This is a genomic window from Ramlibacter sp. WS9, assembly GCF_003797765.1.
Classification (GTDB): domain Bacteria; phylum Pseudomonadota; class Gammaproteobacteria; order Burkholderiales; family Burkholderiaceae_C; genus Ramlibacter.
Genome location: NZ_RKMB01000018.1, coordinates 116,741 through 127,975 on the forward strand (window position 1 = coordinate 116,741; position 11,235 = coordinate 127,975).

Sequence of the window (11,235 nt, forward strand, 5' to 3'; positions counted from 1 at the left end):
GGCGCATGGAAAGCATCTACACCACCCCCGACCACGAACTGCTGCGCGACCAGGTCGCGAAGTTCATCGCGCGCGAGGTCGAGCCGCACGCGGCTGCTTGGGAAGAGCAGGGCTTCGTGCCGCGCGACGTGCTGCGCCGCATGGGGCAGGCCGGCCTGTTCGGGCTGATGTATGAGGATGCATACGGCGGCGCCGAGGCCGATGCACTGACTAACCTGGTGTTCGCCGAGGCGTTGTCGCAATCGACTTTCGCCGGCTTCATCATCACCGTGCTGGTCCACACCGACATGGCCAGCCCGCACTTGCATCACGCGGGCAGTGCGGCACAGAAAGAAAAATACTTGCGCCGTGTGATCGCCGGTGAACTGATCACCGCCGTAGGCATCACCGAGCCCGGCGCCGGTTCCGATGTGACGGGCATCCGCACGAGCGCCAGGCGCGACGGCGATGGCTGGGTGTTGAACGGCACCAAGATGTTCATCACGAACGGTGTGCACGCCGACCTGTATTTCATCGCCGCAAAGACTGGCACCGGCAAACGCGACATGTCGATGTTCATCGTCGAGAAGGGCACACCGGGCTTTTCGGTCGGCCGCGCGTTGAAGAAGACGGGTTGGCTCTCATCCGACACGGCCGAGCTGGTGCTGGACAACGTGCGCCTCCCCGCGGCCAATTTGCTGGGCGAGGAGGGCAAGGGCTTCTATTCGGTGATGAAGAACTTCCAGACAGAACGCATCGCGCTGGCCGCGATGGCGGTGGGCCACTGCCAGCAGGCGCTGAAGCTCACGCTGGACTACGTGCGGCAGCGCCAGGCCTTCGGAGGCCCGCTGTGGGATCAGCAGACGATCCGCCAGCGGCTGTCGATGGCCGATGCCAAGACCCGTGCCGCCCGGCAATTCATGTATCACTGTGCTTGGCGCGTGACGCAAAGGCACGACATCGTGCAGGATGTGTCGATGCTCAAGGCGTTGACCGGCGAGCTGGTCAATGAAGTGGTGCAGACCTGCCAGCAGTTCCATGGCGGCATGGGCTACATCCGCGAAACGGCCATCGAGCGGTTGTGGCGCGACGCGCGGGTGCTGGCCATCGGCGGCGGCGCCACCGAAGTGATGCTGGAAGAAGCGGCCAAGCGGTATTGATTTCGATGACTCCCTCCTAGAATGAGAAACCAACTAACTACTGGAGGAGATGCCATGGAGGGATTTGTCAGGGTGCTCGCGCTGCTCTCTTGTGTGGCGGCGACGGGGTGCGCTTCGGTCGCCGGGGGCAACGTGCAGAAGATTTACGTGCAGACCCAGGCGCAGGACGGTTCGGCCGTCAGCGGCGCCGATTGCGCGCTCAGCAACGACAAGGGTGTCTGGCGCATCAAGTCGCCGGGCGACACGTCGATCGTGCGCTCCAACAAGCCGATGGAGGTCAAGTGCGACAAGGCGCCGCTGCCGCAGGGCGTGGTGTCGGTCGAGTCGGGCACTCGCGCTGCGATGTTCGGCAACATCATCATCGGCGGCGTGGTCGGCGCGGTGATCGACCACAGCTCGGGCGCGGCCTACGAGTACCCGGAGATGGTGAAGGTGGTGATGGGGCAGATGGTGGCCCTGGCCTTCCCCCGGCCGCCCGGTCCGACGCACACGGATCCCAGCCGGCCACGCAACGTTCCGCAGCCTACGCCGGCACAGCTGGCCGAACCCACAGGTTCAGGCTTCGCGCGGATCGACGATGTCGACGTCGTGCCGCACCTGGGCCCGCAGGGCCGGCAGGCGTATCGCGACTGGATCACCCGGCCGGCGCCCAAGGCATTCGCGCTGGCGCCGGGTGGGGCGTACTTTCCGGCATATGGGCTGTCGCCCGCCGACACGACGCTGCCGAGCGATCCGGCCCAGCGAGCCATCGCGGGATGCTCGCGCGCCGGCAAGGTGAATTGCAAGATGTACGCCGTCAACAACACTGTGGTCTGGACGCGGGACGTCCCGCCCGCTCCCGTCGCGGTCGCAACGCCGGTGGCGCCTCCGGCCGTGCCGGCGCTGGTGCCCGTCGTGGCCCGGCCCGCCGATCTGGCGGCACCCGCGTTGCCTCCGCTGCTGGCGAGTGGCTACGCCCGCGTCGACGACGTCGACGCCATTCCGTACATCTCGGATCGGGGACGCGATTCGTACCGCAATTGGCTGAGCCGGCCGACACCCCGAGCCTTCGCGTTGTCGTCGGAAGGCCACTTTGCGGCGACCTGGGGCATCCAGCCCGCGGACCCCGCCGCGCCGCGGGATCCCAGCGACCGCGCGCTGTTCCTTTGCCAGCAGCGCAGCAAAGGCGTTCCGTGCAAGCTGTACGCGATCAACGGCGCTGTGGTGTGGACCAAGGAGTCCGGCCGTCCCGACTGACCGTCACCTGCCATGCACAAGCTGTTTCACCAACTCACAGGCGCGATCGTCGCTCTTGCCCTGTGCGCGATCGTTTCGCCCGCAGCCGCGCAGACGGCGGAGGTCGACGCTTCGTTGGGTGAAACCGTCCAGATGATCCCGAAGAAGGCCGGCTCCGTCACCTTCGAGCTGGAAACCACGATCTACAAGCCCGACGGCGACGGCCCGTTCCCCATTGCGCTCATCAACCATGGCAAGTCGTTCGGCGACCCGCGGCTTCAGAAGCGCTACCGGCCGGCTGTCGCCGCGCGCTACTTCCTGGAGCGCGGCTATGCCGTGGTGGCGCCGATGCGCCAGGGATTTTCCCATTCGACGGGCAGTTACGTCGTCGGCGGATGCAATGTCGAACGCAACGGCCGCATGCAAGCGGAAGACGTGAAGGCCGTTCTCGACTACGTGGCCACCCAGCCGTGGGCGGACAAGGACCGCATCGTCGTTGTGGGCCAGTCCCATGGCGGGTGGACGACGCTCGCCTTCGGAACGCACAACTACCCCGGCGTCAAGGGGCTGGTCAACTTTGCCGGGGGTTTGCGGCAGCAGCAGTGCCCCAACTGGAAGGCCGCGCTGGCTGGCGGCGCGGGCCACTATGCGCGTGAAACCAAGGTGCCGTCGCTCTGGTTCTACGGCGACAACGACAGCGTCTTCGATGCCGATACGTTCAAGCCCATGCTGGAGCAGTACGCGAACGCCGGCGGCAACGCCCGGATGATTGCCTTCGGAAAATTCGGCGCGGACGCGCACAGCCTGTTCGGCTCACGCGCCGGCGCACCGATCTGGCAGCCGGAAGTGAGCCGGTTTCTGGCCGTAGTCGGGATGCCGAGCGAGGTAAAACCCGCTTTCGCCAAGTACGCGCCCGCGCCTCTCACGCCGCAGCCGGCGCCCACCGGCTTTGCAGCCGCGGGCGACGAAACCAGCCTCCCGCACGTGCGCGAAAGCGGCCGCGCGGGGTACAAGATTTACCTCACCAAAACGTCGCCGCGTGCCTTCGCCATCGCGCGCGGCGGCTCGTGGGGCTGGGCCTCGGGTGGTGACGACCCCCTCAAGCGCGCCCTGGACAATTGCAATCGCAACGGCAGGGGCGAGTGCAAGCTTTATTCGGTGGACGACACCGTTGTGTGGAGTGCTCCATGACCCTTTCGATCGACATCGCCCAGACGGGCCACATCGCCACCGTCATCCTCAACCGGCCGGAGGTTCGCAACGCCTTCAACGACGAGGTCATCGTTGAACTCGCCAGCGCGTTCAACGAGCTGGGCACGCGCCCCGACGTCCGCTGCATCGTGCTCGCCGCCAGCGGTACCGCGTTCTGCGCCGGCGCCGATTTGAACTGGATGAAGCGCATGGCCGGCTACAGCCGCGACGAGAACCTGGCCGACGCCGCGGCGCTTGCGCGCATGCTCAACGTGATCTATCACTGCCCCAAGCCGACCATCGCGCGCATCCAGGGCGACGTGTATGCGGGCGGCACCGGCCTGGTGGCAGTGTGCGACATCGCAGTGTCGGTGGACGCGGCGCAGTACTGCCTGAGCGAAGTGAAGCTGGGCCTGATCCCCGCCACGATCAGCCCCTATGTGATCCGCGCCATGGGCGCGCGGGCCGCGCACCGCTACTTCCTCACGGCCGAACGCTTCAGCGCCGCCGAGGCACTGCGCATTGGTTTCGTGCACGAGGTGGTGAAGGCCGACCAGCTGGATGCCAAGGTGGGCGAGATCGCGCAGGCACTGGTGCAGGCCGGTCCGGCGGCGGTGAAGGCGTGCAAGGCGCTGGTGCAGGACGTCGCCGAGAAGAACATCTCGCAGTTGCTGATCGACCGCACGGTGCAGGACATTGCCGACATCCGCGCCAGCGACGAAGGGCGCGAAGGCATCCAGGCCTTCCTGGGCAAGCGAAAACCAAACTGGCTGCCGAAAGACTGAACGATGGACGCTCTCAAGCACCTCGTCGACACGCCCCAGCTTCTGGCGCTGGCGGCGGCGCTCGGCTGGGCCAGCGGCGTGCGCCTGTATGCGGCGGTGTTCCTGGTGGGCGCGGCCGGCTTCATGGGGTGGATCGACTTGCCGCAGGGGCTGAAGATATTGCAGCACCCCGGCGTGCTGGCGGCCAGTGGCTTCATGTTCTTCGTGGAGTTCTTCGCCGACAAGATCCCGCTGGTCGATTCGCTGTGGGACATGGTGCATACGGTGATCCGAATTCCCGCCGGCGCGGCCCTTGCCGCGGGGGCGCTCGGCGCCGACAGCCAGGCGATGGGCTGGGTCGCTGCGCTTCTCGGCGGAAGCCTGGCAGCCACGAGCCACGCCGCCAAGCTGACCACGCGCGCGGCCGTCAACACCTCGCCGGAGCCGTTCTCGAACATCGCCGTGTCGCTGTTCGAAGACGGGTTCGTCATCTTCATGCTGTGGCTCGCGGCCACGCACCCGGCGATCTTCGCCATCGCCCTGCTGCTGACGCTCGCCGTTGCGGTGCTGCTGTTGATCGTGCTGGTGAAGTTCCTGCGCATCGTGCTGCGCAAGCTGAGTGAGTTTTTCGCGGGCCAACGCTCGCTACAAAAAGGTTAGAACATGTTCAAGAAAATCCTGATCGCCAACCGGGGCGAGATCGCTTGCCGCGTCGCTGCCACAGCCAAGCGCATGGGCATCCGCACCGTCGCCGTGTATTCCGATGCGGACGCCAACGCCAAACACGTCGGCGCCTGCGACGAGGCATTGCACATCGGCGGCAGCGCGCCCAAGGAAAGCTACCTGCGCTGGGAGCGCATTATCGAAGCGGCGAAAGCCACGGGTGCGCAGGCCATCCACCCGGGCTATGGCTTCCTGAGCGAGAACGAAGAGTTTGCACAGGCCTGCGCCGATGCTGGCCTCGTGTTCGTCGGCCCCCCGCCCTCGGCCATCAAGGCGATGGGCTTGAAGGCGGAGTCCAAGCAGCTGATGGAGAAAGCCGGCGTGCCGCTGGTGCCCGGCTATCACGCCGCTGGACAGGACCCTGCCATGCTGAAGACGGAGGCCGACCGCATCGGTTACCCGGTGCTCATCAAGGCCAGCGCAGGTGGCGGCGGCAAGGGCATGCGGGCGGTCGACAAGTCGGCGGACTTCGATGCCGCGCTGGCCTCGTGCAAGCGCGAGGCCATCAACAGCTTCGGCGACGACGCGGTGCTGATCGAGAAATACGTGCAGCGCCCGCGCCATATCGAGATCCAGGTGTTCGGCGACACGCAGGGCAACTACGTCTACCTGTTCGAGCGCGATTGCTCCGTGCAGCGCCGCCACCAGAAGGTGCTGGAAGAAGCGCCGGCGCCCGGTATGACCGAGGCGCTGCGCAAGCAGATGGGCGAGGCGGCGGTGGCTGCGGCCCGCGCCGTGAAATACGTCGGTGCCGGCACCGTGGAGTTCATCGTCGAGCAGGTCGCCACCCGTCACTCCCGCGAAGGCGGGGATGACGGAGTCTCCATGAATTTCTTCTTCATGGAGATGAACACGCGCCTGCAGGTGGAACACCCCGTCACTGAGGCGATCACCGGGCTGGATCTGGTCGAGTGGCAACTGCGTGTGGCGTTCGGCGAAGCGCTGCCGCTGAAGCAAGAGCAGCTCAAGATCCACGGCCATGCGATCGAGGCGCGCATCTGCGCTGAAACCCCGGACAACAACTTCCTGCCCGCCACCGGCCGGCTCGACGTCGCGCGCTGGCCGGAGCATGTTGAATTTCTCCCTCCCCTTCCGGGGGAGGGCGGGGGTGGGGGCCAGCGCAGCGTCCGCATCGACGCCGGCTTCGGCGAAGGCGACGCGATTTCTCCTTACTACGACTCGATGATCGCGAAGCTCATCGTGCACGGCGCCACGCGCGAGCAGGCACTGGCCCGGCTGGACGAAGCACTGTCCGCAACCCACATCGTGGGCCTGGCCACCAACGTGCAGTTCCTGCGCTACGTGGTGCGCAGCCCGTCGTTCGAAAAGGCCAACCTGGACACCGCGCTCATTCCGCGCGAAGAAGCTGTGCTGTTCAACCAGGAGCCGGTCGGGCTGCCCCTGGCCGCGGCCGCCGCTGTGGCGCAGGCGTTGCTGCACGAAAGGGCAGAGGAGGCCGGCGACCCGTTCAGCCGCCGCGATGGCTGGCGTTCGCACGGGCTCACTGTGCGGCGATTCGCATTCGAGTTCCATGGTGAGTCGGCGCAAGCCGCGCTGACGTACCTGCACGACGGTGCGCTGAGCCTGGCGGTGGGCAATGTGTCGGGGGCCCTGACGTTCGCACAGACGCCGCGAGGCATCGACATCGACTACGCGGGGCAACGCTTCACCGCGGCGGTGTACGCCAGCGGCGAGACGGACCACGTGTTCAGCGCGCGCGGCGCCACGCAGATCCTGGCGATTGACCTGCTGGCCCATGCCGGCGAGGGCGAAGCCGACACCGGACGCCTGACGGCACCGATGCCGGGTAAGGTCGTGTCGTTCGCCGTCAAGGCCGGCGACAAGGTCACCAAGGGCCAGGCGTTGGCCGTGATGGAAGCGATGAAGATGGAACACACCATCGCCGCGCCGGCCGACGGTGTGGTGGCCGAGCTGATGTACGGCCCGGGCGACCAGGTGGCGGAGGGTGCGGAGTTGTTGAAGTTGACGGCCTGAAGTTGGGGCGAACCGAGCAAAATACCACCCATGCATATCCTCTTTTGCGCAGACGGCACCAAGGCCGCGCCGTGGGTTGAAGCCCTGCGAGTGGCGCTGCCGCAGCACGACATCGAAGATTGGCAGCCCGGCGCACCGGCGGCGGACCATGCCGTGGTGTGGTCGCCTCCGCAGCAGTTCTTCGACGAGCAGCCGCGGCTCAAGGGCGTCTTCAACCTGGGCGCCGGCGTCGACGCGCTGCTGAAACTGAGATTGCCGCCGCCGGCCACGGTCGTGCGCATCGACGACGGCGGCATGGCGGTGCAGATGGCGGAGTTCGTCTGCCACGCGCTCATCCGCCATTTCCGCGAGCTGGATGCGTACGAGGATGACATCCAGCAAGGCAAGTGGTCGTACCGCAAGCCGCGCAGCCGCACCGATTTCACGGTCGGCATCATGGGCCTGGGCGTGCTGGGGCAGCGTGTCGCGCAGGCGGTGCAGCACTTCGAGTTCCCGGTGCTGGGCTGGAGCCGCACGGCCAAGGAACTGCCCGGTGCGCGGTGCTTCACCGGCGCCGAACAGTTCGATGATTTTCTCGCCGCCACGCGCGTGCTGGTGTGCCTGCTGCCGCTCACGCCCGAGACCGAGGGCATCATGAATGCGCGAACGCTGGCGCGGCTGCAGCCCGGCGGCTACGTGATCAACGTGGCGCGGGGCGGGCACCTGGTCGAGGAAGACCTTCTCCCATTGCTAGCCAACGGTCATCTGGCGGGTGCAACCCTGGACGTGTTCCGCACCGAGCCGCTGCCGGCCGGGCACCCGTTCCGCAACCACCCCAAGATCACCGTCACTCCCCATACTTCCGCACGCACGCTGCGCGAGGAAACGGTGGCCCAGATCGCCCGCAAGCTCACCGCCTTCGAGCGGGGAGAGCCCATCGCCGGTGTGGTTGACCGCGAACGCGGATACTAAGGAAGCCCATGAAACTGCCCAGCAAAGTCAAACTCGTCGACGTCGGCCCGCGCGACGGTTTGCAGAACGAAAAACAACCGGTGCCGGCCGTAGTCAAGATCACGCTCGTGCACATGCTGCAGGACGCGGGACTGAAGGAGATCGAGGTCACCAGCTTCGTGTCGCCCAAGTGGGTGCCGCAGATGGCTGACAACGCCGAGGTGATGGCGGGCATCCAGCGCAAGCCGGGCGTGCGCTACTCGGTGCTCACACCCAACATGAAGGGCTTCGAGGCGGCCGTTGCCAGCAAGCCCGACGAGATCGTGGTGTTCGGCGCTGCCAGCGAGGCGTTCAGCCAGAAGAACATCAACTGCTCGATCGAGGAAAGCATCGAGCGCTTCGCACCCGTGGTGGAAGCCGCGCGGGCCAAGGGCATCTACACGCGCGGCGCCATCTCGTGCGCGGTGGGCTGTCCGTACGAAGGCGAAGTCGCGCCGGAGCGGGTGGAACTCGTGGCCAGACTGATGAAGCAGATCGGCGTCCAGCACATCGGCGTCGCCGACACGATCGGCGTCGGCACGCCGGTGAAGGTGCAGCGGGCGATGGAAGCCGCGTTGAAGCACTACGACATCGACGACATCTCGGGCCACTTTCACGACACCTATGGCCAGGCACTGGGCAACACGCTTGCCACGCTGGAGATGGGCATCTGGCAGTACGACACGTCGTCCGCCGGCCTGGGCGGGTGCCCGTACGCCAAGGGTGCGACCGGCAACGTCGCGACCGAAGACGTGGTCTACATGCTGCACGGCATGGGCATCGATACAGGCATTGACCTGGACAAGCTGATCGATGCGGGCAAGTACATCAGCGATTTCCTGCAGCGCAAACCGAATTCGCGTGCGGCGACGGCGATGTTGAACAAGCGGGCGGGCTGAAAGCAGCTACCACGTTCGTTGTTCCTCGCGTCGCGTCAGGCGGTACGCGGCAGGGACTCACACTGTGGCGGTCGCCGCTTCGCGCCGACTTCGCTGAGATTCTTGGCCCGGAGCCGGCGCCGTACAACTCACAGAGCGCCTAAGGCCGCTCTGTTCGGACAGGTCCGGCGAGTCAGTTAACGAAGCGCGCTGTGAGCGCGCCCGGCCCCGGTCCAAGAATCTCAGCCGCCACAGAGATCGGCCCTGCCGCGTACCGCCTGACGCGACATCCAAGGTGTGTGCGAGCGTTGCATTGGAAACCCGCGTTCAATCGAGACGAGCTGGTGCGCCACCTTCGCGCACCAACCCTATCCCTGAGCGGCAGGGGGTGCCCGGCAAGGGCGATCTGTGTGGCGGCTGGGATTTTCGGCCTGAAGTCGGAGCGCGCTTGCGCGCCTTGTTGACTGACTCGCCGGACCTGTTTGAGCAAAGCGGCCTTAGGCGCTCTGCGAGTTGTACGGCGCCGACTTCAGGCCGGAAATCTCAGCGAAGTCGGCGCGAAAGCGACGACCGCAACACCGTGAGCCCTTGCCGGGTACCGCCTGACGCGACGCGAGGAAGAACGGAAGTCATGGATGCCCTCAAGTCCCGCACGACAACCAGGAAGTCTTTCTGCGGGCAAAATGCCAAAGATGAACTCTCCGACCCATGGAGGCGCCCATGTGCGGCGCTGAACTCACATCCCTCCCCGAAGGCGTGCAACGCGTCGCCAAGGCGTTGCAGGACAAGGGCCATCCGCACGCGCCGCAAATGCTGGACGACGCCGCGCGCACTGCGCAGCAAGCGGCGGATGCACTGGGCATCGCGGTCGGCCAGATCGCCAAGAGCATCATCTTTCGCCGCAAGAGCGACGACGTGGCGGTGCTGGTCATCACCTCGGGCGACCGGCGCGTGGACGAGAAGAAGGTCGATGCCATCGTCGGCAAGACCGGCCGCGCGGATGCGGAGTTCGTGAAGAGCCGGACCGGCTATTCCATCGGCGGCGTGTCACCGGTTGCCCACGCGCAGCCGCCGGTAACACTGATCGACCGCGAGCTGTTTCGCTTCGACGAGATCTGGGCCGCGGCGGGCCACCCGCATGGGGTGTTCAAGCTGAGGCCGCAGGACCTGGAGCGTCTCACCGGCGCGCCGGTGGCGGACGTGGTGCAGCAGGTCGAAGGCGCCTGATGGGTGCCGCGGAGCTGCTGGCCGAGCGCGCGCGCGAAGTGGCGGCGGAGCCGGGCATGGAGGTGCCTTCGCCGTGCATCTCGGTGTGCCGGATGGACCCGGTGAGCGAGCTGTGCGAGGGATGCTTTCGCACACTCGACGAGATCGCGGCCTGGGGCCGCATGGAAGACCAGGGCAAACGAGCGACCTGGCGACTGATCGCCGGACGAATCGCCGATGCCCCGGTGTTCTCGAGCGAACGCAAGGAAGAGACATGAAGCAGATCACCTTCTACCTCGACTTCATTTCACCCTACGCGTATCTCGCATTCGAGAAACTGCCCGAAGCCTTGCAGGGCCTGAGCTACGCGGTCGACTACCGGCCTTTGTTGTTTGCGGGCCTGCTCAAGCACCACGGCCAGCTGGGGCCGGCCGAAATCGCGCCGAAACGCGACTGGACCTACCGCCAGGTGCTGTGGCAGGCGCACAGCCATGGCGTGCCGATGCAGATGCCGGCGGCCCATCCGTTCAATCCATTGCCGCTGTTGCGCCTGGCGGTGGCTTGCGGCGAAGGCGGCAAAGTGAATCGCTACGTGTGCGAGACCATCTTCCGCCACGTCTGGCGCGGCGGTGCCGAAGCGAGCGACGCACAGCGCTTCGAAGCACTCAAGCAATTGTTGGCGCCGCGGCGCGATGCTGCGGGAGACGAAGCGAAGGCCGAGCTCAAGGCGAACACCGACGCCGCGATTGCGCGGGGGGTTTTCGGCGTGCCCACGTATGCGGTGGACGACAAGCTGTTCTGGGGATTCGACGCGCTGGCGATGCTGCGCGCCTACCTCGAAGGCGACACGTGGTTCGAGTCACCGGCGTGGAACGATGCGGCTGCGTTGCCGGGGATGCAACGAAGGGCCTGAGGCTGTCATTGCCGGATTGCGGATCGAGTCCACGACTGTCCGGAGAAGAACTCTCATTCAGCGGCCAAGCGGTAGATGCAGCTGAAAAAATGGGCGAGTCCTCGGGAAATCCATAACGACATGGCGGGCGGGATCGGGGCGGCGGGGCACTCTGCGCTGCGAATGTCCCCCGTCGCGGCAAGCCGCTCCCTCCTCCTTTATTTCGCTGCGCAGAGCGCCCCACCACCCCGATCCGGGAGACG

The 11,235-nt window shown here is 66.3% G+C and carries 11 protein-coding genes; all 11 read left to right on the top strand.

Features of this window, described 5'->3' with window-relative positions:
• Positions 1–5: 5 nt before the first annotated feature.
• The 11 genes from EEB15_RS23330 (at position 6) to EEB15_RS23380 (ending at position 10,993) form a co-directional block, all read left to right on the top strand.
• Positions 6–1,139, top strand: a complete 1,134-nt coding sequence (locus EEB15_RS23330; protein ID WP_141512346.1) for an acyl-CoA dehydrogenase family protein — start codon at positions 6–8, stop codon at positions 1,137–1,139.
• A 54-nt stretch (positions 1,140–1,193) separates the two neighbouring features.
• Positions 1,194–2,375, top strand: a complete 1,182-nt coding sequence (locus EEB15_RS23335) for a hypothetical protein (protein ID WP_141512347.1) — start codon at positions 1,194–1,196, stop codon at positions 2,373–2,375.
• A gap of 12 nt (positions 2,376–2,387) precedes the next feature.
• On the top strand, positions 2,388–3,545 hold the full coding sequence (locus tag EEB15_RS23340; protein WP_141512348.1) for a dienelactone hydrolase family protein: 1,158 nt from the start codon (positions 2,388–2,390) through the stop codon (positions 3,543–3,545).
• Positions 3,542–4,330, top strand: coding sequence for an enoyl-CoA hydratase/isomerase family protein (locus EEB15_RS23345; protein ID WP_141512349.1), 789 nt, complete (start codon positions 3,542–3,544; stop codon positions 4,328–4,330). The genes EEB15_RS23340 and EEB15_RS23345 overlap by 4 nt, the downstream gene beginning before the upstream one ends.
• Positions 4,331–4,333: 3 nt before the next feature.
• Positions 4,334–4,969 carry a DUF4126 domain-containing protein gene (locus EEB15_RS23350; protein WP_141512350.1) on the top strand — a complete coding sequence of 212 codons (636 nt, stop codon included), beginning with the start codon at positions 4,334–4,336 and terminating at the stop codon, positions 4,967–4,969.
• Between the two features lie 3 nt (positions 4,970–4,972).
• Positions 4,973–7,027 carry an acetyl/propionyl/methylcrotonyl-CoA carboxylase subunit alpha gene (locus tag EEB15_RS23355; protein WP_141512351.1) on the top strand — a complete coding sequence of 685 codons (2,055 nt, stop codon included), beginning with the start codon at positions 4,973–4,975 and terminating at the stop codon, positions 7,025–7,027.
• Between the two features lie 30 nt (positions 7,028–7,057).
• Positions 7,058–7,978 (top strand): glyoxylate/hydroxypyruvate reductase A, encoded by a 921-nt coding sequence (locus tag EEB15_RS23360; protein ID WP_141512352.1) that lies wholly within the window; start codon positions 7,058–7,060, stop codon positions 7,976–7,978.
• A gap of 8 nt (positions 7,979–7,986) precedes the next feature.
• Positions 7,987–8,895 carry a hydroxymethylglutaryl-CoA lyase gene (locus EEB15_RS23365; RefSeq protein WP_141512353.1) on the top strand — a complete coding sequence of 303 codons (909 nt, stop codon included), beginning with the start codon at positions 7,987–7,989 and terminating at the stop codon, positions 8,893–8,895.
• A gap of 699 nt (positions 8,896–9,594) precedes the next feature.
• Complete coding sequence (locus EEB15_RS23370; protein ID WP_141512354.1) at positions 9,595–10,101, top strand: YbaK/EbsC family protein; 507 nt, start codon at positions 9,595–9,597, stop codon at positions 10,099–10,101.
• Entirely contained in the window at positions 10,101–10,358 is a 258-nt protein-coding gene (locus EEB15_RS23375; protein WP_141512355.1) for a DUF1289 domain-containing protein, read from the top strand. The genes EEB15_RS23370 and EEB15_RS23375 overlap by 1 nt, the downstream gene beginning before the upstream one ends.
• The gene (locus EEB15_RS23380; protein ID WP_141512356.1) at positions 10,355–10,993 is read left to right on the top strand and encodes a 2-hydroxychromene-2-carboxylate isomerase; all 639 of its coding nucleotides are present in this window, start codon (positions 10,355–10,357) and stop codon (positions 10,991–10,993) included. Before EEB15_RS23375 ends, EEB15_RS23380 begins: the two co-directional genes overlap by 4 nt.
• The last annotated feature ends 242 nt before the right edge of the window (positions 10,994–11,235 follow it).

Excerpts from the sequence above, each read along its gene's own strand:
- EEB15_RS23380 (WP_141512356.1), top strand. The coding sequence starts at position 10,355 with ATGAAGCAGATCACCTTCTACCTCGACTTCATTTCACCCTACGCGTAT.
- EEB15_RS23350 (WP_141512350.1), top strand. The coding sequence starts at position 4,334 with ATGGACGCTCTCAAGCACCTCGTCGACACGCCCCAGCTTCTGGCGCTG.
- EEB15_RS23330 (WP_141512346.1), top strand. The coding sequence starts at position 6 with ATGGAAAGCATCTACACCACCCCCGACCACGAACTGCTGCGCGACCAG.
- EEB15_RS23340 (WP_141512348.1), top strand. The coding sequence starts at position 2,388 with ATGCACAAGCTGTTTCACCAACTCACAGGCGCGATCGTCGCTCTTGCC.
- EEB15_RS23365 (WP_141512353.1), top strand. The coding sequence starts at position 7,987 with ATGAAACTGCCCAGCAAAGTCAAACTCGTCGACGTCGGCCCGCGCGAC.
- EEB15_RS23345 (WP_141512349.1), top strand. The coding sequence starts at position 3,542 with ATGACCCTTTCGATCGACATCGCCCAGACGGGCCACATCGCCACCGTC.
- EEB15_RS23360 (WP_141512352.1), top strand. The coding sequence starts at position 7,058 with ATGCATATCCTCTTTTGCGCAGACGGCACCAAGGCCGCGCCGTGGGTT.
- EEB15_RS23375 (WP_141512355.1), top strand. The coding sequence starts at position 10,101 with ATGGGTGCCGCGGAGCTGCTGGCCGAGCGCGCGCGCGAAGTGGCGGCG.
- EEB15_RS23355 (WP_141512351.1), top strand. The coding sequence starts at position 4,973 with ATGTTCAAGAAAATCCTGATCGCCAACCGGGGCGAGATCGCTTGCCGC.
- EEB15_RS23370 (WP_141512354.1), top strand. The coding sequence starts at position 9,595 with ATGTGCGGCGCTGAACTCACATCCCTCCCCGAAGGCGTGCAACGCGTC.
- EEB15_RS23335 (WP_141512347.1), top strand. The coding sequence starts at position 1,194 with ATGGAGGGATTTGTCAGGGTGCTCGCGCTGCTCTCTTGTGTGGCGGCG.